Genomic DNA, 21,379 nt, shown 5'->3' on the forward strand with positions numbered 1-21,379 from the left:
GCGCCCCTCGACGCTGCCCGTGCACCATGGATCGAACGCAACTGCAACGCCTGCTGCCCCATCAGGGCGACGCCCTCTGGATCGACCAGGTGCTGGGGCATGACGCGACCTGCATCGAAGGGCTCTGCGACTGGTCGCACCTGCTGAAATTCAGTTCCCTGACCTCCCCTGCCTATCTGTTCGAGGCGGCCGCGCAGCTCTGCGCTGCCCATGGCGCCCTGCATGCCGAAGAGCGCGCCGACACTCCGCCGATCCGCATGGCCATGGTCGGCAAGCTCAGCCAGCTCACCGTGCACAACACGCCAACCGAGCGCCAGGGCAACGTCACCGTGCGCGCCGAGCAGGAGGCGCTCAGCCCCGCCGGAGCGCTCTATGCGTTCAGCGCGCACGCTCAAGACGAACTGCTGGTGGACGGCAAACTGCTGCTGGTACTGGTCCGTGATTGAGCTGGCCGGCGTCGGTTATCGCTATCCGGGCGCCGAGCAGCCGGCGCTGCACGATGTCAGCCTGACGCTGCGAGCCGGCGAGTGTCTGGGCCTGCTCGGCGCCAACGGTGCCGGCAAGACCACCCTGCTGTCGCTGATCAGCGGCCTGCGCCAACCAGGCGCAGGCCAGCTGCGCGTCACCGACGGCCAGCGTCCCGGCATGGTGCCGCAGCAACTGGCGTTCTACCCCGAACTGAAAGTGCGCGAGAACCTTGAGCTGTTCGCCGACCTGCATCGCCTGCGCGGCCAGACCCGGCGTCAGCGCATGGACTGGGTCATCGCCCGTACCGCACTGGCCGAACGCCTGCCGCGTCAGGCCGGCAGCCTCTCCGGAGGCGAGCAGCGCCGGCTGAATTTCGCCATTGGCCTGCTGCAGCCGACGGCGCTCTACCTGTTCGACGAGGCCACCGTGGGTGTCGATGCGCACTCGCGGCAGCTGCTGCTGGCCACGGTCGAGGAGCTGACCAGCGAAGGCCACGCGGTCATCTACACCTCGCACTACCTGGATGAGGTCGAGCGCGTCGCCAACCGCATCCTGCTGCTCGAACGCGGTCAGGTGAAACTCGACCTCGACACCCGCGCGTTGCTCGGCGAGCAGCATGGCCTGCTGCTGAAGTGGCCAGGCGCGCTACCCGAGGCGCTGGAACGGGAGCTGCTGGCGATGCAGCTGCCCTTCAAGCGCCTGGCCGACGGCTGGCACATCGAGGCATTGCAGGGCGCCGACCTGGCCCGCCTCTGCACATTGATTGCCGAGCTGCCGCAGCTGCCCAGCCTGCTGCGCTTCGGCCGGCCTTCGCTGGAGCAGCTCTACCTGCATCTGAGCGGAGGTGCGCTGTGATCCTGCGCGCGCTGATGCTCAAGGAGTGGCGCATCCTGCTGCGAGACGCCCATGCGCTGGCGGTGCTGTTCCTGATGCCAGCGCTGTTTCTGCTGCTGATGGCGATGGCCATGGCCAACATCAACCTGGATCGCCAGCCACCGCTGGACCTGACGCTGCAGCTGCCTGCGGACGATGCCGACAGCCGTTTCTTCCAGCGCGCCCTGGCAGCCCAGCTCAAGACCCGCAGCTTCACCGTCATCGCCCCCGCTGCGAATGGCAGTGCGCAGACCACGACGCTGCAGCTCGACGGCACAGCCGTCGGCGAACCCTTGCAGGTGCGTCTACCGGACGATTTTTCCGCCGGTCTGCTGGACAGCGAACCGGCCGAGGTGACGCTGATCTTCCCGGCGCGCACCGACGCCGCCTCGCGCCAGCAGCTGCGTGGCGCGGTGCAGATTGCCCTGGCGCAGACCCGGCTGATGGCCTTCCTGCTCGACAGCGGCGAGCTGGACGAAGACAGCTCCGAGCAGGAGCGCCTGGAACTGGTGGGCAAGCGCACCGCCAATCGGATCGTCGAGCAGGAGCTGCTGGCCAGCGGCGATCTGGCCCAGCGCGCCAACGCCACCCAGCACAACGTGCCGGCCTGGCTGATCTTCGGCATGTTCTTCGTCATGCTGCCGATGGCCAACGGCTTCCAGCGCGAACAGGCCAACGGCACCCTGCTGCGCCTGCGCTGCATGGGCCTGGGGCTGGGGCCACTGGCCCTGGGCAAGCTGCCGCCGTACTTCGCCATCAACCTGCTGCAGTTCGCCCTGCTGCTCGGGATCGGCGTCTGGGCCCTACCGCTGCTGGGTGTGCCCGGCCTGAGTCTGCCCGGCAGCCCGCTGGCCTATGCGCTGCTGGCGCTGTGCCTGACACTCGCCACCTGCAGCCTCGGGCTCGCGATTGCGGCCATCGCCCGCAGCACCGAGCAGGCGCTGTTGCTCAGCGGCGGCCTGAACATCATCCTTGCCGCCATCGGCGGCATCATGGTGCCCAAGGGCGTGATGCCCGAGACCATGCGCCAGCTGGCCGAAGTCTCGCCGATGAGCTGGGCGCTGGATGCCTTCCTGACCCTGCTGGTGGGCCAGGGCGGCATCGCCGACATCCTCCCCTACTGCCTGCGCCTGCTGCTGTTCGCCGCGGTCGCCAGCAGCCTGGGCCTCTTCCTGTTCCACCGCCGGCTACGTGAGACGCAATGGACGACACACTACTGAAGCAAGAACTCAAGCAGCTCCTGGTTCGCGAGTGCGACAAGGAGGACGACATCGACTGGCAGGACATCCTCGACGACGAGCCTCTGTTCGGCCGCGAGAGCCGTGTCCAGATGGACAGCCTCGACGCCCTGCAGCTGTCGCTGGCGGTGCAGCAGAAATACGGCGTGCGCATCGAAGGCGCCAAGGACGGACGACGCATCCTGGTGACCATCGACGCCCTCGCAGCACACATCAAGGCCAGCCAGTGAAGCCGATCCACCTCTACAACGGCTGCCTGCGCAGTGGGATGGGTGCGACCCTGGCCGAGGCCAGCGCCGCCTACCTGGATGGACGCCTGCCGAGTGCGCAGTGGTATGACCTGCGCGAGCTGGGCGAGCAGCGCGCCTACCTGGCCGCGCCTGCCAGCAATCTGCAGCTGGAGGCCGATCTCGAAGCCCTGGCGCGTGAGTGCCTGGCAGACGAGCCCGGCCCCTTCGACGACGTGCTGCTGGTGATCGCCAGCACCACCCTCGACATCGGCCAGATGGAAGCCCGCGTGGCCCAGGGCGAGCCCTTTCACAACGACCTGTCGACTTCGCTCGACCGCCTCGCCGCCGGCCTGCGCGACAGCCTCGGCCTGGCCGGCGCCTTCACCATGAACACCGCCTGTACCAGCGCCGCCAACGCACTGCTCTACGCCGGCCGACTGGTTGCCAGCGGCGCCTATCGCCGCGCGCTGGTGATGGCCTTCGAGACGCCCTGCCAACTGGCCATGCAGGGCTTCGGTGCCCTCGGCCTGCTCAGCCCCAGCGGACACTACCGGCCGTTCCACCCCCAGCGCGATGGCCTGGTGCTGGGTGAAGCCTACTGCGCGGTGATGCTGGGCGAGCAACCCGGCGAAAGGCCGCTGGCGCGTCTGCTCGGCGGCTTCAGCGCCTGCGACACCAGCAACCTGACCACCACGCTGGAAGATGGCAGCCACATCGACTGGGTGATGCGCCAGGCGCTCGACTCGGCCTGCGTGACCAGCGCCGACATCGCCCTGGTCAAGCTGCACGGCACCGCCACCGGGGCCAACGACATCGCCGAGAGCAACGGCATGCAACGGCTGTTCGCCGGACTGCAGCCGCCGTCCTGTGTGCTCAAGCCGTATCTGGGACACACGCTGGGCGCCTGCGGCCTGAGCGAGACGCTGCTGCTGCTCGATGCCCTGCGTCAGGGTCCGCTGCCGCCGGTGGACTACGCCGACGAAGCCATGCTGGCGCTCAATGGCGCGCCGCTGGCGCTGCCTCCCGAAGCATTGCTGCTGAGCAATTTCTTCGGTTTCGGCGGCAACAATGCCAGCCTGGTGCTGCAGGGAGCGCAGCCATGAAGGTCATCGCCGCCAGTGAAATCCGCGGCCCGGCCGGCTGCAGCGACAAGCTGCTCAAAGCCGAGGTCGCACGCTTTGTCGAACCGCCGCGGCGGGTCGACCGGCTGATCCTGCAGTCGCTGCTCGGCGCCGCGCCCTTTTTGCCCTTGCTGCGCAAGGACTGCGGGCTGTACCTCGCGGCCGACTACCCGTGCCGGCCGACCATGGAGCTACTGCTGGAAGCGGTATTCGTCCAGCACAAGCTGCCCAAGCCGCTGGAGTTCGTGAACAGCGTGAGCAACGCTGCAGGCTTTCACGTGGCGCAGAAGCTCGGCGTGGAAGGCCCCAACCTGTTCATCGGCGCCGGTCGCGATCTGTGGCGCCAGTTCTGCGAGATAGCCGCGCTGGACATGGCCGATGGCGTGGTCAGCCAGGCGCTGCTGATCCACAGCGCCAACCCGGACGAGTTCGTGGTACGCAGCCTGCTGCTCGACAACACGCCCGGCACCGCGGACAGCAGCAGCTTTGCCACGCTCAGCGAAGGGTTGGACATCAGTCGGCTGGAGATCGTCCGGGCCGACGGCTGAGGGCCGGAGAGCGGAATTCGGACCTTTACTGCCAGCGCTACCGAAGGTCGGCAGGGGTCTGCCCGCGCGCCCGGTTCAGTCCCTGCACGTAGACACCTCCCTCATCCGGCGCTGTGCGCCACCTTCTCCCGGAGGGAGAAGGACAGCTGTGGGGCGATGGCGCGGGGTGCTCCTTGGGGAGCTTCGAGCGTGCACGGCCTTTCCCTCTCCTCCGGCAGAGGGTGCCGAAGGCAGGTGAGGGAGGGGTCGGACAACTCGCTGCCAAGCCTTCAGGCTCCGCTATTCAGCGTTTGCCCTTGGACCAGAGCGACAGATCCTTGAGCAACGCCCGCTCGGCCAGGGCGATGCGTTCGAGTATCGCCGCCACCTCAAGGAAACCACCACGGTCTTCCTTGCTGCGGCACCAGCGCACGCAGGCCAGGGCGAACTGGCGCCAGTCGTCGCCGATCAGGGTCAGCTTCTGCGACGCCTCGCGCAGCGCCTCGGCGCCGATCAGCGCGCCCGCCTCCTCGAGGAAGCTGGCGTACATGAAGCGGAAGCCCGCACCGCCGGTGCCGATCTCCTCCTGCATGCGCACGATGTGGGTCAGGTAGAGGCGGTTGTACTTGACGTTGGCCGGATCGAGCTTGCGTACCTGCGCCGCCAGGTGCTGGATGCCGCGGATGCCGATCCACGGCAGCGGCGCGCTGTCGATGATCCGCGTGGTGGAGAGGATGCTCTTGCGCACCAGCGTCTCCCAGTCGTGCTCCAGCGGCACGTCATCGACCCAGTAGAGCAGGCCTTTGGGTGCCAGCGCGCCCTTGGCAAAGCGCGCCTTCTGCAGGCTCTCGGCCGGGCAGCGCACGGCCTCTTCCAGCACCGGATCGCTGAGCAGGTAGTCATCGCCATCGCGACCGTAGGCCAGCAGATTGTGCGCGTTGAAATGGAAACGCATCTGTTCGGGAATGTACGGCAGCCAGAACACCGAGGTCTGCATGCCGGTCAGGCGGCCGGCGTCGAGCGCGGCATCCAGTGCCTGGCGACCCCTCTCCGGACTGCCGTAGGTTGCCGTGGTCAGGCGCGCACCGAGGCGCTTGGACAGCGTCTTGATGATGTGCCGCGGTGGCATGCGGTAGGCAATCAGCGGCAGGCCGGCGAGTTTGACGATCGGCAGGTAGGCGAAGGCCAGGCCCGAGCCGAGGCCGAAGGCCATGGGCTCGCTCATCGACAGGCCGGCGTGGGTCAGCATGTTGGCCATCACGCCACTTTCGCAGTGGGCGCTCTGGCGGTGCTGGAAGTCGGTCATGCAGGCTCCTGCTGGTAGCGGACGAGTTCCGCGACATCCAGCCCGAAGGCCTCGGCATAGCGGGAAAGGATCTTTGTCGGCAGGCGACGATAGACGTCGGGACGGAAATGCCGACGGATGCGCCACTGCCAAAGGCCAGTCGCCTGGGACAGTCCTAGTTCGTCGAGACGGTAGCGATACATCAGGCAGCGCAGCGGTGATGCCTGTCCGGCGCGCCACTGCGCCAGCGCGGCCTGTTCCTGGGCTTCCAGCTCGGCCACCGCCAGCTGGGTGGCGAAGGCTTCGGCGTCCCAGCCATCGCTCTGCGCGGTCAGGTAATGACCGCTGTCGTCGACTGCGTAGACCAGCTTGCAGTGACCGCCATAGGTGCTGCTGTGGTCCTGAGGGACCTCATCGATCTTCATGGTCGTTGCTGGCTCCATCCACAACGGTCAGGTGCATGAACGCACTGGAGAAACGACCGCTCTCGGGCACGTAGCAGAGCAGTCGCTCGCCCGCACGCAGTCGTCCCTGATTGAACAGCTCTTCGAGGATGATGAAGATCGACGCAGCGCCGGTGTTGCCCTTGCTGGTGAGGTTGGTGAACCAGCGCTCCATCGGGACCGGCAGGCCGACGTTGGCCAGGCCGACCGCCAGCCGCTCGCGGAAGAACTCCGAGGAATAGTGCGGCAGGAAGTGATCGACATCGTCGGCACGCAGGCCATGCTTGGGAATGATCCGCCGCAACGCTTCCTCGACGGTGTACCTGACGATGTTGTCGTTGAGCAGCTTGACGTTCTGCTTCACCGCCATCACCGAGCGGCCGCCGCGCTCACGCGCGTCCATCCGCGCCCAGCCGACCAGGCCTTCTTCGGTCATTTCGGCCCCTGCATACATACAGGCCGGCATGCTGTCGGCGAAGGAAAGAATCTCGATCCAGTCGATGCGCAGGCTCAGACCCGTGGCATTTGGGCGGTCCTGCAGCAGCACCGCACCGGCGCCGTCGGAGAGCATCCAGCGCAGAAAGTCCTTCTCGAAGGCGATTTCCGGCGAGCGCTCCAGTTGTTCGACGCGACTGGCCACCTCGGCCTCGAAATTGCCGGCATGCATCAGCGCGGAGGCGACTTCCGAACCACAGGCCACGGCATTGCCGGCCTGGCCACTGGCGACGTTGAGCCACGCATACTTCAGCGCCGACATACCGCACAGGCAGATACCTGAAGTGGACACCACTTCGCACGGTGGATTACCCAACTCGCCGTGCACCATCACCGCGTGGTTGGGCATGGTCTGGTCCGGCGAGGAGGTACTGGCGACCAGACACTCCAGCGCATCGAGTTCAAATCCATTGCCCTGCAGGCCGCGTATGGCATGCGCACTGAGTTGTGCGTTGTTCATGCTCGGCTGGCCGCTGGCCGGATCGATCACGTAATAGCGGGTCTGGATACCATTGCTGCGCAGCACCAGCTTGCGCGCCCGTGACGGACGCTCGCCAACCACTCCGAGGCGGACCTCCATCTCGTCGTTGCTGACCGGATCATGCGGTAGGTAGGCGCTGATACGGTTGATGAATACCGGGTTTACCACGAAGCATCCTCGTCAGAATCACTCGCCCGAAGGCGCGGCGAAGTAGGCCTTTTCTCGCCGGGTCTTGCCCCGGAGCAGCGGGCTCAGCAATTTCTTGATCAGTGCCGACAGCGGAACAACGGTGAGGATCAGCGTCACCAGGAAGACGACGTAGACGATCAGCCCGATCTTGCGCGGCACACTTTCCTGCGGCCCCAACGCACGAATCAGCCGGCCCCAGAGGTGGAAACTGCGGCTACCCACCCTTTCGCTGGCAATCAGCTTTTCGTCCACACGCACCGCACCCAGGCCACGCAGCATCGGCTCGGTCAGCGGCTGGGCATCGGCCTGCAGACGTGCGCGCATGGCCTCACCGAAGCGGCTGGCGGCAAGAATCTCGGCATCGGCGATACCTGCGCGCGGCACCCATTTCCAGGGCTGACGGTCACCAGTGAACATCCACAGCGGCGTCGCCAGGAAGCTTGCGGCGGTGCCGCACTCGTCGGTCAGGGCAATGTTGTCGAGCAGACGAGCACCCAGCGCGGACAGGCGCGCCTTCATCTTTTCCTGCGCCATCAGCCACATGTTGCGGCAGCCGATCAGGGTCACCACCGGCGTATCGCGCAGCAGCCGCGCCGCTTCCGGCGAGGCGAGGAAGCTGCTGATCGGGCGCGAGGGCGAAAGGAACCAGACCTGGTAGGCGAGGATCACAAGGTCGTAGCGCTTGTCGGGATCGATGTCGAGCGGCTGCAACGGCTCCGGCTGCATGTGCACTGTTTCCGGAAAGGCCCCGAAAAAGGTGAGAAACGGCCAAGGAAAGGGGTAAGGTCTGGCCGGCGCCACGCGCAGATAGTCCAGGCGAATGTCGTCCTGCCCGCTGAGCGGACCGCAAACGGACTCGACCAGCCTGTCTAGCTGGCCGGTTTGCGAGTATTGAACGACGAGAACCTGACGCATGCGAAAAATACGACCACACGAAATGGCCCGGATTATGCCATATCGCTATTGCACGCACGTAACACTAGCGACCGGCCTGCTGATGGCCGGCGCCACAGCAAGCGCGGCGGATATCCAACTGAGCCTGATAGGGGCGCCGGCGGGAGGCAGCGTGCATGCCGAGCTGATCGCTCTGCCGGTCGATGACTGGGATGGCGAGCCGCTGATGCGCCTGCAGAGCGACAGCGACCCGTACTTCGCCGATGTCGCTCCCGGACGCTACGCCGTCAGACTGTTCATCGACCGCAACGGCAACGGCGAACTAGATACCAGCAAGCGCGGTGTGCCGCGCGAGCCCGTCGGCTTCTCCGGCAATCCGCAACTGGTCGACGGCATGCCGGCGCCGGAGGCCGCAGCCTTCGAGCACGGCGAGAGCAGCACCCTGCTGCTGATTCGTCTACGCCAGGACAGACGCAGCGAACCCTGAATTCAGGGGTTGTCCGCGCGCCAGATCAGCTCATCCAGCGCATACCCCTGCTCGCGGGCGACACGCAACAACTCTTCGCGCTGCCCGGTGGATAGCTGCGGCTCGCGTGAGAGCAGCCAGAGATACTTGCGCTCGGGGTGACCGACCAGGGCGATCCGATAGTCCTCATCGAGATGCAGCACCCAGTAGTCGCCCGTGGTGAGCGAGGGGAAGAGCCGCGAGAACCAGTTGTCGAAGCGCACCTGCAGCCGGTCGCTGCGACCCTCGACGGGCTCGGCGGCGCCCGCGGCGGAAATCCACTCGCCATCACCGGTACGGCACTGATTCAGCACCGCGACCTTGCCGTCGACACGCAGACGATAGTCAGCCTGGGCCTGCAAGCACTTGCGCTGAAAGAACATCGGCAGGCGCGCGATCTCGTACCAGGTGCCCTGGTAGCGCTGCAGGTCAATCTCTCCTACCGTCTGCGGAGGCGACTCGCGCTGGGCGCAGCCGAACAGACTCAGGCACAACAGCGCGATTGCGGCATGGCTCTTCAATCAACCCTCCTGAAACATCAGAACGACCGGCTCAGCGCAAGCCCCGGCCGGAGAACATCAGCACCTTGTCGGCCGCGTACTGCACGCTGATGAAGCGCTCCTGGTCTCCCCAGGTGCAGCTGGTGAATGCCAGGGCGCCTGAGCATTCGGTCGGCTTGCCGAGCAGCTGCTCCACTTCGCCGCGATTCATCCCGGCTTCCAGGCGCGCGAAATTTTCCTGGCTGACCTTGTCACAACCGCTTAGCGCCAGGCAGCCCAGCAGCACCAGGTATCGTCCTCGCATCATCGTAACCACCACTCCCTCAGCAAACAGCTGTGACAGCCGCGGAATACGGCGCCAACAAACCTGCTCCGCAAAATATTTAATGCACACCCGCCGGCAGCCAGGCAGGAAGACCTGCCGGGCGCTGCGCCGAGGACAGCTCCAAGCCTTCGCGAAACATCCGATTGCTTTCCTCGGTTTCACCCATCTGCTGCAACAGGTGCGCAAGCTCCGCACAGATCTCGGGATTGCGAACAAAACCCAGGCTGGCCTCGAAATAGTCGCGCGCCTTGCCCCAGAGGCGGTTGGCAGCGCTGAGGCGACCCAGGGTCAGCAGCAGTACCGGATCCGCCGGATGCTGCTTGAGCCAGGCCTCGGCTTCACGCAGCTGACGGGAACTGTCCGCCCCCTGAATCTTGCCGTAGAGATAGACCAGTGCCGGCTGATAGTGCTGATGAATGGCTTCAGCCAGCAGTGGCGTGGCCTCGCGCCCGGCACCCAGCGCATCAAGGCGCAGGGCATAGCTGGCGAGCACCTCGGGATCATGTCGCAGCGAAGACGGCACGCGCTTCCAGCGCGCATGCAGCGCGCTCAGTGCAGCAGTGGAGGACGCGTCGTCGCCAGCCAGGCCCATGGCGTTGACCCACACGCCGCGCTCCAGGCGGCGCAAAGCGGCATCATCGAGCACATGACGGCGACGCAGTTCCGGGATCAGTCGCGCCAGCGCGTCCCAGTCACGCAGCTCGAACAGCAACCGTTGCTCGAGCTTGAGCACCTGGGGATGCTGAGGCTGCTCGGCGTGCAGCGCGCGGATCGTCTGCAGCGCTTCCTGCAGTTGCCCGCGATCAATCAGCAGGCGGGTGCGCGCCAGGCCAACCGCGATACCGGCACGCGGCTCTGCGGCCAGCGCCTGCTCGAGAAAGGCATCGCTTTCCTCATACTGGCCGAGCTCGTTCGCCGCCCGTGCGGCACCGAGGTAAAGCGCCAGCGGCTGCCGATCCGCAGCCGCCGCACGACGCAGGTGGCGTAGCGCTTCCTGCCAGCGTCCCTCGGCCAGGTCGACCAGTCCCAGGCGGGCCGCCTGATCCATGCGTCGGGCGCGATGACGACTCGACCAGGGATTGATCAGACCGCCAGACGCTGTGGCACCGCGCAATACCAGCCGCAGCGAATGCAGCACCAGCATCACCAGTAACACCAGTACCAGAGTGCTCCACAGGCCGGCCTCGTAGAGAAAGCCTCGATAGGAAACCAGCACGTATCCGGGATGCTCCGACACCAGAAGGCCGAGCAGCGCAGCAGCACTCACTACCGCCAGGGCGATCAGGAACAGTCGATTCATTGCCCGGCCTCCGCAGTGTCGCCCTGCCCCGGCTCCGGTCGCGCCTGGCGGCGCAGCAGATAAGCCTGGAACGCCTCGAGGGCCGGGGTGATATCCGGCGTGGCAAAGCTGATCGGCTCTTCGGCAAGCGTTTTCAGACGTTGGGAAAGCGCCTCGACCTGCGGGCGGTTCTCGCTGAAGTGACTCTCCAGTACTTCGCGCGCCTGGCCCATTGCCTCCTGATAGACCTTCTCCTCACCGTTGAGCACAGCCCACTGGGCCTGCTCCAGGGCGAGCCCGAGCGCCAGGCGAACCTGTGCCAGCGACTGGCCAGCCAGCAACGGACGGATATCCTGCTCTGCATCGAACTCGATGCGCACATAGCTGGAAAGCTGCTCCCGCCAGCGCTCCCAGTGCCCCTGCTCGACGCCCTCGTGCATCTCGGCTTCTCGCCGCTGGAATTCGGGGACGCTGTCGGTCAGGGCAAAGGCTTCGTCGCGCAGCGTCGCCAGCTTCAGATAGAGGCCGGTTCGATCCGGTTGCGGCCGGGTCCGCAGCGCCTCCAGCACGCGCGTGAGCTCGCGCCGTGCAGCGAATGAGGTCGGGTCGTCCTGCTCACGCAACACCTCGTCGGCACCCTCGATGAGCGCCACCGCACTATCGACGTCCTGCAGCGCCGACAGGCGCAGACTCGCCAGGCGCAGCAGATGTTCCGCCTCGGCCAGGCGCAGTTCACGACGCCCGTCACCCTGCAGGCGCTCCAGGCGCACTCCGTGCTTCTGCTGCTCTGCCTGCAGATCGGTGACTGCCTCACGCAGCGGTCGTTGGTCCGGCACGTTCGACTCCAGCGTCTCCAGACGCTCAAGCAGACGCCGATTCTCGCTAGACAGCTCTGCCAGCGCCTCGGCCACGCTGCTGTCGGCCACCACTTCGGCGCTAGTCCCCTGGCGTAGCTGCCAGTAGGTCCAGCCGGCTGCAGCGCCAGCGAGCAAAGCAAGCAGAAGCGCCAGCCAGGCAAGCGAATTCGAACGCCGCGCAGGCGGTGGGGCAGCTGCTACAGCGGGCTGCGGCGCAACGTCCGGTGTGTCGGCATCCAGGGTTTTCGGCAGTTCTGCTTCGCTCACGTATCCATCCTTCGCATCAGTGAACAGCGGGCGCGGGCGAGTCCCGCAGCGCCGCCAGCAAGGCCGCGGCGCTGGCACCACGGCAGTCGACAATATTCAGAGCACCTGCGTCCTGGGCCAGACCAGCGACGCGTGGGCTGGGAACGAACAAGGGTAGTCGAGCCAGCTCGGACCAGGCAGCGCCTGCCAGCGTCCGCAGGTGCTCGAAACCCTGCCCACTGCTGACCACCAGCCCGTTCAGGCGTTCGCCCGACACGCGTCGAAGCAGTTCTCCCGTGGGGTATTGCGGCAGACATCGCCGATACAACGGCAGGTAGTCGACCGTCACACCCATCGTCCGCAGACGCTCGGCAAGCATTTCCCGACCCTCATCGCCGCGCATGATCAGCACCCGCGCCGGCAGCCGGGCCAGCGCCGTCTGCAGCGCCGGCAGTCGCAGCAACGCCTCGCTGTCATCGCCGCTCTGCGGATGCAGCACGTCAAGACCGCATTCCTGCAGGATCGCCGCGCTGGCTGCACCCACGGTGAACCAGCGCAGCGCAGGCGGCTGCGGCCAGTAGCGATTGAGCAGCGCCAGACCCAGGCGCGCAGCCGGCTTGCTGACCACGATCACCGCCTGATAACGATCCAGATCGAGGATGAGCGCACGCTGGGTTGCGTCTTCCTCCAGTGCTGCTATCTCCAGCAACGGCATGCAGCTGCTGAACACGCCCTGCGCGGCAAGCGTTTGCGCCAGCAACACGCAGTCTTCCTGCGGCCGAGTCAGCAACAGGCGCCAGCCAGCCAGGCTCGGTGTCACGCCGGAGGATTCTCGCCGTATACCGCGCGCAGGATTTCCGCGGCACCCTGAGCCAGCAATGCCTCAGCGACCTGCACGCCAAGCGCTTGCGCCTGCGCCTGCGGCGCACTGGCTTCGGCCCGCAGCAGCAAACCGCCATCCGGCTGACCGACCAGTCCACGCAACCACAGCTGGCCGTCGACGAGCTCCGCATAACAGGCGATCGGTACCTGGCAACCGCCATTCAGATGTTTGTTCAGCGCACGCTCGGCAGTCACCCGAACGGCTGTGTCGGCATCGGCCAGCGGCGCGAGTAGCGCATGCAGATCGCTATCGGCGCTACGACATTCGATACCTACGGCGCCCTGTCCGCCCGCCGGCAGACTGTCCTCGACGCTGATCAACGAGCTGATCCGCGCCTCGAATCCAAGCCGGATCAGGCCGGCGGCAGCGAGGATGATGGCGTCATATTCGCCGGCATCGAGCTTGGCCAGACGAGTGTTGACGTTGCCGCGCAGGAAGTGGATTTTCAGGTCCGGCCGACGCGCCAGCAGCTGCGCCTGGCGGCGCAGGCTGGAGGTGCCCACGACGCTGCCAGCAGGCAGTTCGGCCAGACTGGCGAAGCGATTGGAAACAAAGGCATCACGCGGATCTTCCCGCTCGCAGATGCAGTACAGGCCCAGACCTTCGGGAAAATCCATGGGCACATCCTTCATCGAATGCACCGCGATGTCCGCTTCGTTCTCCAGCAGCGCGGTTTCCAGTTCCTTGACGAAAAGCCCCTTGCCACCGATTTTTGCCAGCGGTGCGTCGAGCAGCTTGTCACCACGACTGACCATCGGCACCAGGCTGACCACAAGGCCGGGATGGACCTGCTCGAGACGGGCCTTGACGAACTCGGCCTGCCACAGGGCCAGGGCGCTTTTGCGGGTAGCGATACGAATTTCGCGGGGCATGGGGGCACTTCCAGAACAATGACTGCCGGCGATGATAGCAGGCTGCATGCGCGTGCCGGACTGGCTGGAGTCAAGGAATCGAGGGGTAAAGGAGGCGCTCTGGTCGGCTAACCCGCCGGTCGTACTGCAGTCTCGACCGGGATAGTGCTGCAGGACAGGGTTACAGCTGCTGCATCAGCTTGCGCACGCCGGCGACATGCCTGCGACTCACCGTCAGTGCCTCGCCGCCCATGCCCTTGAGATGGATCTGGAAGTGCCCCAGGGACGTGCGCTGCAGACGCTCGATGCGGTCGCGCACCACCAGCGAGTTGCGATGGATGCGCACCAGGCGATCACCGAACTCGTCTTCCAGTGCCTTCAGCGGCTCGTCCAGCAGCACCTCGCCACCTTCATGGCGCATGGTCACGTACTTGTGGTCGGCGATGAAGTAGATCACCTGCTCCAGCGGGATCAGCTCGATACCCTTGCGGGTGCGTGCGCTGATATGACTGCGCGGTGCGCCTTCCTGGGCCGAGGGCTTGGTCAGCGCGGCAAGCTGGACGCGATTGGGGCGCTCCGCCTTGCGCAGCGCTTCGGCCAGATTCTCCGAGCGCACCGGTTTGACCAGATAGCCCACCGCGCTGACCTGGAAGGCCTGCAGGGCGAACTCGTCGTGGGCGGTACAGAAGACTACAGCCGGCGGAGCGTCGCGCTCGCAAAGGCGGGCTGCCACCTGAAGACCATCGAGGCCGGGCATACGGATATCCAGCAGGACGATATCCGGTTTGAGGTTGTCGATCAGGTGCAGGGCTTCTTCGCCATTACCGGCAGAAGGCTCCAGCACCCGGTACCCGTCCAGCTCACCGACCAAACGGCCGAGCCGGTCTCGGGCCAGGGGTTCATCATCAACGATCAGAACATTCATATAGCTCAGGCTTCCTGCGTGAGTCTCGCACAAGGATAGCGTAGACAGGTGAAATGGCGGCCGTCACGGCGATCCACGCTGAGACTCGCGCGGGGACCGAAAAGTGCCGTCAATCGCGCATCGATGTTCTGCAGGCCCTGCCGAGTTCCGCGGGACGCGGGTTGCTCGCTGGCCTCCACACAGGGATTGCTTACACACAGCTGAAAGATCCCGTCGCGATACTGCGCTTCGACACGTACCACCCCACCTTCGATACGCGGCTGGATGCCGTAGATCAGGGCATTTTCGAGCAGTGGCTGCAGGGTCAGCTGCGGAATCGGCAGATCGTCCGGTACACCGTCGACCTGCCACTCCAGACTGAGCCGCTCCGCCAATCTGTATTGCTCTATGGAGAGATAACGCCGGCCCAGCTCAAGTTCCTCACGCCACGAAACCAGAGTGCCGGGACGCGCCAGACTGGCGCGGAACAGATCGGACAGATCCAGCACTGCCTGCTCCGCCTTGTGGGGGTCGCTGACCACCAGGCTGGCGATGCTGTTCAGGCTGTTGAACAGGAAATGTGGGCGGATGCGCGCCTGCAGCGACTCGATACGCGCCTGCAGCTCGGCCTTTTCCTGGCGTCGCCACTGACCCTGCAGATAGAAGTAGCGCAGCAGCAACGCGGACATGATCGTCGCGATCAACGCATGCCGCAGGTAACGCGATAGCCCCTCGCCCGCCGCATCGCCCGAGCTGAGCTGAAAGTAGTCCGCTGCCAGGGTACACAGCAGTGTAAGCGCCACCACCAGCGCGCAGGCGAGCAACCCCGCCAGCGCCGCACGCAGACGCATCAGCCAGGGCCGCAACCGGCAGAGCATCGCGGCGGAGAGCAGCACGATCCACTGCACGAACAGCGAGGTGAAGGCCAGACGCTCCCAGTTGAACAGCGGATGCATCGGCTCTGCCAGTACCAGCACCAGCACCAGCAGCTCGGCTAGCAGGATCATCCCCAGCAGGGCCTCGGGCAGGCAGAGTTCGGGGAGAAAGAAATCATCGCCAGGCGTTCTGCGGCGATCGGCATCGGGGGGGTGTCTAGTCATCCAGGCAGTCTTTCCCAGTACCGTTCGTCCGGCAAGTGGCGCGAGACCCTAAGGGTAGCCCAGCGCCACGAGCGGCGCTTTTAGTTGTGAAAACCACGACCAGCGCTCAGTCCAACTGCAGCCCAACGTCGTCAGCGAGCCTGCTATCATCGCCGCACTTTTTCCACCGCCCCGCCGGCCCAAGGCCGGCAGGCCCTGCGCCATAGCCGAGCGAATCATGAGCAGCGAAAAAACCAATCAGTCCTGGGGCGGCCGCTTCAGCGAGCCGGTCGACGCCTTCGTCGCCCGTTTCACCGCCTCCGTCGAGTTCGACAAGCGTCTGTATCGCCACGACATCATGGGCTCGATCGCCCACGCGACCATGCTGGCCAAGGTCGGCGTACTGACGGCGGACGAGCGCGATGCGATCGAGGCCGGCCTGAAACAGATCCAGGCGGAAATCGAGGCGGGCCAGTTCGACTGGCGTGTCGACCTGGAAGACGTGCACATGAACATCGAAGCGCGCCTGACCGACCGCATCGGCGTCACCGGCAAGAAACTGCACACCGGCCGCTCGCGCAACGATCAGGTGGCCACCGACATCCGCCTGTGGCTGCGCGACGAGATCGACCTGATCCTTGCCGAAATCACCCGCCTGCAGCAGGGCCTGCTCGGCCTGGCGGAGGCCGAAGCCGACACCATCATGCCCGGCTTCACCCATCTGCAGACCGCCCAGCCGGTAACCTTCGGCCACCATCTGCTGGCCTGGTTCGAGATGCTCAGCCGCGACCATGAACGCCTGGTCGACTGCCGCAAACGGGTCAATCGCATGCCGCTGGGCAGTGCTGCTCTGGCCGGCACCACCTACCCGATCGCCCGGGAGATCACTGCCGAGCTGTTGGGTTTCGACCAGGTAGGCGGCAACTCGCTGGACGGCGTTTCCGATCGCGACTTCGCCATCGAGTTCTGTGCCGCCGCCTCTCTTGCGATGATGCACCTGTCGCGCTTTTCCGAAGAGCTGGTGCTCTGGACCAGCGCGCAGTTCCAGTTCATCGACCTGCCGGATCGCTTCTGCACCGGCTCCTCGATCATGCCGCAGAAGAAGAACCCCGACGTGCCGGAACTGGTCCGCGGCAAGACCGGCCGGGTCTTCGGTGCACTGACCGGTCTGCTGACCCTGATGAAGGGCCAGCCGCTGGCGTACAACAAGGACAATCAGGAAGACAAGGAACCGCTGTTCGACGCGGCCGACACCCTGCGTGACAGCCTGCGCGCCTTCGCCGACATGGTTCCGGCGATCAAGCCGAAGCGCGAGATCATGCGCGAAGCGGCGCGGCGCGGCTTCTCCACCGCCACGGATCTCGCCGACTACCTGGTGCGCAAGGGCCTGCCGTTCCGCGACTGCCACGAGATCGTCGGCCATGCAGTGAAGCACGGCGTGCAGACCGGCAAGGACCTGGCCGAGATGAGCCTGGACGAGCTGCGCCAGTTCAGCGATCAGATCAGCGATGACGTCTTCGCCGTACTGACCCTGGAAGGCTCGGTCAACGCTCGCGACCATATCGGCGGTACGGCACCGAACCAGGTGCGCGCCGCGGTCGCCCGCGGTCATTCCCTGCTCGCCACCCGCTGAGCGTATTGGGCGCAGCCTGCGCTGCGCCCAATCCACCCATGCAGCCGAACCGTCCCTCCCGACACATCCGCAACAGCGACGCCGGTCACGATACGCCTGAAAACCAGCGCCAATTTGCCAACGCATCGACAGATCCCTCTGTCCGGCGACACTTGCCTCTGGTGGGCGCCCGCCGAAAGGTCCAAAACTTTCTCCTGCACGCGAGTCCATGCTCCAAGCGACTCATTTCAGCACTGGAGGAAGTCATGAAAATCCTGCACCGGCTTTTCGCAAGCGTCGGCGTCATCGCCCTCAGCGCCTGCGTCCACGCAACCCCCATCGTCATCCCCAGCCAGGCCAGCTGGCACTGGCAGCTCAGCGGCAAGCTGCAGACGCCGGATCGCCTGGTCTACGACATCGATCTGTTCGACACCCCCGCCAGCACCATCGCCACCCTCAAGAGCCGGGGACGCATTGTGGTGTGCTACTTCAGCGCCGGGAGCTGGGAAGACTGGCGTCCGGATGCGGCGCAGTTCCCCAAGGAAGCGCTGGGCGCACAGCTGGACGGCTGGCCAGGCGAACGCTGGGTAGATATTCGCCACCCCGAGGTTCGCACGCTGATGGCCAGACGCATTCTCCTCGCCGCACAGAAGGGCTGCGATGCGGTGGAACCGGACAACGTCGACGGCTACAGCAATTCCAACGGGCTGCGACTGACCGAGGCAGACCAGGTGGACTACAACCGCTGGCTCAGTCGACAAGCTCACTATCGGGACCTGGCGATCGCGCTGAAGAACGCCGTGGAGCTGGTGCCGCAATTGGTGGATGACTTCGACTTCGCTCTCAATGAGAGCTGCTATGCCTACAAGGAATGCGCTGCCTATCGAGCATTCCGCCAGCAGGGCAAAGCCGTCTTCATTGCAGAGTACCGCTCCTACAACAGCAACATGTGCGCCAAGGCAGCCACTGCCGGTTACCAACTGCAATTCTTCAAGCGCGACCTCAACAGCGTCGGCAAGCCTTGTCTCTGAGCCACTCGGGGCCGGCCTTGCGCCGGCCCCAACGTCCTATTTGCCGCGGACCTTGGCCAGGAAGGCGGCCATCTCCTGCTGCTTGTCTTCCTCGATCTTCTGCACGTGCGGGTTGGCCTTGAGCAGCTCGAACAACGCGCGCGCCTGCGGCCAATCCGCCAGCACGTCGGTATCGAACGCTTTCGCCGCGACCACTACCGCCAGATCCACGCTGTAGAGGAAATACAGATCCGCCAGGCTGAACTGGTCACCGGCAACGTAGGGCGCAAAACGGCCGTGACGCTTGAGCGCATCGATACCGGCAAACAGCTCGTCGCGGGCTTTCTGCCTGATTGCGGGATCAACCTTGCCGCCGAAGAACACCTCCGGATAGCACGCGCGCGCCGGCAGCTCGATGTACAGCTCGATCTCGCGCATCAGCGCCCGCACCTGAGCGCGCTGGAACGGATCTGCCGGCAGCAGCGGACGACCGCCCTGGGTTTCCTCGATGTACTCAAGGATCACCGAGGTCTCACTCATCGAGCCCTGTTCGGTAACCAGACACGGCACCTTGCCGCGTGGACTGAGCGACTTGAACGACTCGTCCTGACGACCGAGCACGTTGACGATCTCGAAGGGCAGCTCCTTTTCCAGCAGCGCCAGACGCACCATGTTGAAGTAGTTGCTGACCGCAAATCCGTAGAGCTTGAGCATGCGACACCTGTAGCCGTCGGTGGATAGGAGCTATCGGTTATAGCTGGCGGACGCCGAAACGCCCAGCGCTATCAGGCAAATGAATACCCGCACGGCGAGCGCGCCGCGCGGGTCCCTTCACGGCTGGTTGGCCGCCACCTCCTGACGCATGTCGCGCCGATCCAGCCAGCCCCGGATACGCGCCTGGCGCTCCGCGGTAAGCGGGTACTTCCAGGCGATGAAGAAGGCCGCCATGTACAGGCAGACGGGACCGAGAATGTACAGGCAGCGCAGCGCCAACAGATGGTCGGCATCGTTGACCACCTTGGGATCGAAGCCGACCAGCGACAGCAACCCGAGGGAAATGCCGATGCCCAGGGCCATGGCCATCTTGTGCGCCGCGCCAGACATGGCGAAGAACAGCCCGGCGCGATGCTGCCGGCTGCGCGCCGTATCCAGATCGACGATGTCCGCCAGCATCGACAGCGGCAGGAACTGGAATGCGGCGAAGCAAAAGCCCTTCAGCGCGAACATGAGCGCGAACGGAACCAGCTGACCCGCCTCGAGGAAGAACATGCCGATGATGCTTACGCTGGAGACCAATACCGCCGCACAGAAGGCGCGGTGCTTGCCAAAGCGCTTGCCCGCCAGCAACCAGAACGGAATACCGAGAATGCCGATGCCGAAGTAGATCAGGTACATCAGGCCGATGTAGGGCTGGATCTGCAGCACATGCTGCATGAAGAACACCGACAGCGCATTGCGAAACGCCTCACCGGTGATGACGATCAGCAGAATCAGCATCATCCGCTTGAACGGCCCGTTCTTCAGCAGCAGCCCCAGACCCTGGCGCCAATCCCGGCGTACGGCGGGCCGTGCTGGCGGCTCCTTGACCACGCCCAGCACCAGCAGCACGGTGAGCGGCAACAACAGCACCAGCAGCCATGCCATGCCGGCGAGAATCGGACCATTGCCGGTGCCCAGCTGACCATCCGTACCCAGCAGCCAGACTGCTGCCGGCATGATTGCACCGTCGGTATGTCCCTCCTGATAGCGTTTGCCCAGTCCCTGCACCACGGCCGGCGCCAGCGCAGCAAGAAACAGTCCGAGCAGGATGTAACCTTCGCGCGAGGCGGTGACCCGGCTGCGCTGGTGGTAGACAGTGGAAAGCTCCGCGCCCCAGGCCGAATAGGGCAGTGTCACCATGGTCAGCCCCAGGTACATCACCATGCTCCATAGCAGCAAGTGAAGGAACCCTGCGCCCTCGGGTGGCATGAATATCTGCAAGGTGCCGAGCAGCATCAGCGGCATGCCAGCGAAGATCCACGGCTTGCGCCGGCCAAAGCGGGTGCGCCAGCGATCGCTCAAGGTGCCGATCAACGGGTCGGTGACCACATCGGTGATTCGCGCCAGCAGCAGCACCAGGCCGACCAGGGCAATGTTGACGCCCAGCTCCTGGGTGTAGAAAGGCGGCAGATAGATCGCCAGCGGGTAGCCGATGACCGCCAGCGGCATGCCGATGGAGCCGTGAATCAGAATGGTGGATCGCTTGAGAACGCCGGACTCTTGCATGCCCTACCCCGCGGAGATCTGGCATGGCCTGGTGCGGCCTGCCTGTTGTCATTGTTGTCTCTTCAGGACCGGGCCATCGCTGCCCGGCTTCGCTATGTATAACCGGCCGCGCAAAGCACTCCACTGCCGTTCTGTAACAGCAATTGGCAAACTGCAGTAGCGCTGGCGGAAAACCGTGCGGAATGGGCATTCATGCCTGCAAGAATAAGCCCCATGAATACCGACACCGCATCCGCCACGATGCCCCTGCGCAGATCTCGCCATGCGTTCGCGACAGTCCGCGCTATCTTGGCCTTCACCCTCGCGCACCCGAGCCGCGTCGGCCCCAAGAGAAACGTCCCAGTCTTCCTGCAGGATCAGCCATGAGCACGAACCGATCCGACCGCCCGCACTTTCGAGTCAGCGCTGATCGCCAGGCCGCCAGCCGGCGGGTACGCTATGTCGAGAGCAATCTTGCACACTCGGGCGACTGCACGCTGTGCCGCCTGGATCAGGAAAATCCCCCTTCACCGCAGAGGACGGCCATGACCGTGGACAGCGACGACAATGAAGAAGGCTTCGCCGAACAGACCCTGCTGGGCGCAATAGAAAACCAGCTTGCCGCAGGCGAGCCGGCCGCAGTCCAGGCGACGCTGAACAAGCTGAGCCTGGTCGGCTACGAACGTGAAGACATATTGCAGATGATGGCTCAGGTGCTCGCCGCCGAGATCCGCCAGATGCTCGAACAGGACACTGCCTTCGATCTGCAGCATTACGAGCAGGCGCTACGCGCACTTCCCGAACTGCCAGACGATCCAGATCAAGGCTGAGCGGAACACC

24 protein-coding genes are annotated in these 21,379 nt (G+C 65.1%); 10 read left to right on the top strand and 14 right to left on the bottom strand.

Going from position 1 to position 21,379, the window contains the following annotated elements; translation table 11 throughout:
- Positions 1-26: 26 nt before the first annotated feature.
- From DBO85_RS16965 to DBO85_RS16990, 6 genes are read left to right on the top strand one after another with little or no spacing between them, the layout of a single operon-like run.
- Positions 27-446: a hotdog family protein gene (locus DBO85_RS16965; RefSeq protein ID WP_108108637.1), complete on the top strand. Its 420-nt coding sequence runs from the start codon at positions 27-29 to the stop codon at positions 444-446.
- Positions 439-1,323: an ABC transporter ATP-binding protein gene (locus DBO85_RS16970; protein ID WP_108108639.1), complete on the top strand. Its 885-nt coding sequence runs from the start codon at positions 439-441 to the stop codon at positions 1,321-1,323. The genes DBO85_RS16965 and DBO85_RS16970 overlap by 8 nt, the downstream gene beginning before the upstream one ends.
- Complete coding sequence (locus DBO85_RS16975) at positions 1,320-2,561, top strand: ABC transporter permease (RefSeq protein WP_233356631.1); 1,242 nt, start codon at positions 1,320-1,322, stop codon at positions 2,559-2,561. The genes DBO85_RS16970 and DBO85_RS16975 overlap by 4 nt, the downstream gene beginning before the upstream one ends.
- Positions 2,543-2,809, top strand: a complete 267-nt coding sequence (locus DBO85_RS16980; RefSeq protein ID WP_108108641.1) for an acyl carrier protein — start codon at positions 2,543-2,545, stop codon at positions 2,807-2,809. The genes DBO85_RS16975 and DBO85_RS16980 overlap by 19 nt, the downstream gene beginning before the upstream one ends.
- Positions 2,806-3,912 carry a beta-ketoacyl synthase N-terminal-like domain-containing protein gene (locus DBO85_RS16985; RefSeq protein WP_108108643.1) on the top strand — a complete coding sequence of 369 codons (1,107 nt, stop codon included), beginning with the start codon at positions 2,806-2,808 and terminating at the stop codon, positions 3,910-3,912. The genes DBO85_RS16980 and DBO85_RS16985 overlap by 4 nt, the downstream gene beginning before the upstream one ends.
- Positions 3,909-4,478, top strand: coding sequence for a hypothetical protein (locus tag DBO85_RS16990; protein WP_108108645.1), 570 nt, complete (start codon positions 3,909-3,911; stop codon positions 4,476-4,478). Before DBO85_RS16985 ends, DBO85_RS16990 begins: the two co-directional genes overlap by 4 nt.
- Before the next feature lie 283 nt (positions 4,479-4,761).
- Here the strand turns inward: DBO85_RS16990 and DBO85_RS16995 are convergent, their stop codons facing one another.
- From DBO85_RS16995 to DBO85_RS17010, 4 genes are read right to left on the bottom strand one after another with little or no spacing between them, the layout of a single operon-like run.
- Positions 4,762-5,763 carry a BtrH N-terminal domain-containing protein gene (locus tag DBO85_RS16995; protein WP_108108647.1) on the bottom strand — a complete coding sequence of 334 codons (1,002 nt, stop codon included), beginning with the start codon at positions 5,761-5,763 and terminating at the stop codon, positions 4,762-4,764.
- A complete protein-coding gene (locus DBO85_RS17000; RefSeq protein ID WP_108108649.1) occupies positions 5,760-6,167 on the bottom strand; it encodes a hypothetical protein in 408 nt (135 codons plus the stop codon). The genes DBO85_RS16995 and DBO85_RS17000 overlap by 4 nt, the downstream gene beginning before the upstream one ends.
- Positions 6,154-7,329: a beta-ketoacyl-ACP synthase III gene (locus DBO85_RS17005; protein WP_108108651.1), complete on the bottom strand. Its 1,176-nt coding sequence runs from the start codon at positions 7,327-7,329 to the stop codon at positions 6,154-6,156. The genes DBO85_RS17000 and DBO85_RS17005 overlap by 14 nt, the downstream gene beginning before the upstream one ends.
- Before the next feature lie 18 nt (positions 7,330-7,347).
- On the bottom strand, positions 7,348-8,076 hold the full coding sequence (locus DBO85_RS17010) for a dialkylrecorsinol condensing enzyme (RefSeq protein ID WP_233356632.1): 729 nt from the start codon (positions 8,074-8,076) through the stop codon (positions 7,348-7,350).
- 340 nt (positions 8,077-8,416) lie between these two features.
- On the opposite strand from DBO85_RS17010, the gene DBO85_RS17015 reads away from it, so the two are divergent.
- Positions 8,417-8,731 (top strand): DUF2141 domain-containing protein, encoded by a 315-nt coding sequence (locus DBO85_RS17015; RefSeq protein WP_233356633.1) that lies wholly within the window; start codon positions 8,417-8,419, stop codon positions 8,729-8,731.
- Positions 8,732-8,733: 2 nt separating this feature from the next.
- Here DBO85_RS17015 and DBO85_RS17020 read toward each other — a convergent pair whose 3' ends face one another.
- From DBO85_RS17020 to DBO85_RS17055, 8 genes are all read right to left on the bottom strand, one after another.
- A complete protein-coding gene (locus tag DBO85_RS17020; RefSeq protein ID WP_108108657.1) occupies positions 8,734-9,270 on the bottom strand; it encodes a lipocalin family protein in 537 nt (178 codons plus the stop codon).
- A 31-nt stretch (positions 9,271-9,301) separates the two neighbouring features.
- Positions 9,302-9,556, bottom strand: a complete 255-nt coding sequence (locus DBO85_RS17025; protein WP_407681484.1) for a hypothetical protein — start codon at positions 9,554-9,556, stop codon at positions 9,302-9,304.
- A 76-nt stretch (positions 9,557-9,632) separates the two neighbouring features.
- On the bottom strand, positions 9,633-10,874 hold the full coding sequence (locus DBO85_RS17030) for a heme biosynthesis HemY N-terminal domain-containing protein (RefSeq protein ID WP_108108659.1): 1,242 nt from the start codon (positions 10,872-10,874) through the stop codon (positions 9,633-9,635).
- Positions 10,871-11,977 (bottom strand): uroporphyrinogen-III C-methyltransferase, encoded by a 1,107-nt coding sequence (locus DBO85_RS17035; RefSeq protein ID WP_158268906.1) that lies wholly within the window; start codon positions 11,975-11,977, stop codon positions 10,871-10,873. The genes DBO85_RS17030 and DBO85_RS17035 overlap by 4 nt, the downstream gene beginning before the upstream one ends.
- 16 nt (positions 11,978-11,993) lie before the next feature.
- A complete protein-coding gene (locus DBO85_RS17040; RefSeq protein ID WP_108109083.1) occupies positions 11,994-12,764 on the bottom strand; it encodes a uroporphyrinogen-III synthase in 771 nt (256 codons plus the stop codon).
- Between the two features lie 8 nt (positions 12,765-12,772).
- On the bottom strand, positions 12,773-13,711 hold the full coding sequence (hemC, locus tag DBO85_RS17045; protein WP_108108663.1) for a hydroxymethylbilane synthase: 939 nt from the start codon (positions 13,709-13,711) through the stop codon (positions 12,773-12,775).
- Positions 13,712-13,871: 160 nt separating this feature from the next.
- Positions 13,872-14,615: a LytR/AlgR family response regulator transcription factor gene (locus DBO85_RS17050; protein ID WP_108108665.1), complete on the bottom strand. Its 744-nt coding sequence runs from the start codon at positions 14,613-14,615 to the stop codon at positions 13,872-13,874.
- Between the two features lie 5 nt (positions 14,616-14,620).
- Positions 14,621-15,694: a sensor histidine kinase gene (locus tag DBO85_RS17055; RefSeq protein ID WP_108108667.1), complete on the bottom strand. Its 1,074-nt coding sequence runs from the start codon at positions 15,692-15,694 to the stop codon at positions 14,621-14,623.
- A 217-nt stretch (positions 15,695-15,911) separates the two neighbouring features.
- On the opposite strand from DBO85_RS17055, the gene argH reads away from it, so the two are divergent.
- Both argH and DBO85_RS17065 read left to right on the top strand, forming a co-directional pair.
- A complete protein-coding gene (gene argH, locus DBO85_RS17060) occupies positions 15,912-17,306 on the top strand; it encodes an argininosuccinate lyase (protein ID WP_108108669.1) in 1,395 nt (464 codons plus the stop codon).
- Positions 17,307-17,551: 245 nt separating this feature from the next.
- Positions 17,552-18,316, top strand: coding sequence for an endo alpha-1,4 polygalactosaminidase (locus DBO85_RS17065; RefSeq protein ID WP_108108671.1), 765 nt, complete (start codon positions 17,552-17,554; stop codon positions 18,314-18,316).
- 36 nt (positions 18,317-18,352) lie between these two features.
- On the opposite strand, the gene DBO85_RS17070 is transcribed toward DBO85_RS17065, so the two are convergent.
- The gene (locus DBO85_RS17070; RefSeq protein ID WP_108108673.1) at positions 18,353-19,009 is read right to left on the bottom strand and encodes a glutathione S-transferase family protein; all 657 of its coding nucleotides are present in this window, start codon (positions 19,007-19,009) and stop codon (positions 18,353-18,355) included.
- Positions 19,010-19,126: 117 nt separating this feature from the next.
- Complete coding sequence (locus DBO85_RS17075; RefSeq protein WP_108108675.1) at positions 19,127-20,560, bottom strand: MFS transporter; 1,434 nt, start codon at positions 20,558-20,560, stop codon at positions 19,127-19,129.
- Positions 20,561-20,922: 362 nt separating this feature from the next.
- Here DBO85_RS17075 and DBO85_RS19325 point away from each other — a divergent pair, with 362 nt between their 5' ends.
- The gene (locus DBO85_RS19325; protein WP_177429796.1) at positions 20,923-21,369 is read left to right on the top strand and encodes a hypothetical protein; all 447 of its coding nucleotides are present in this window, start codon (positions 20,923-20,925) and stop codon (positions 21,367-21,369) included.
- Positions 21,370-21,379: the final 10 nt, after the last annotated feature.

It is taken from the genome of Pseudomonas mangrovi (assembly GCF_003052585.1).
GTDB classification, from domain to species: Bacteria; Pseudomonadota; Gammaproteobacteria; order Pseudomonadales; family Pseudomonadaceae; genus Aquipseudomonas; species Aquipseudomonas mangrovi.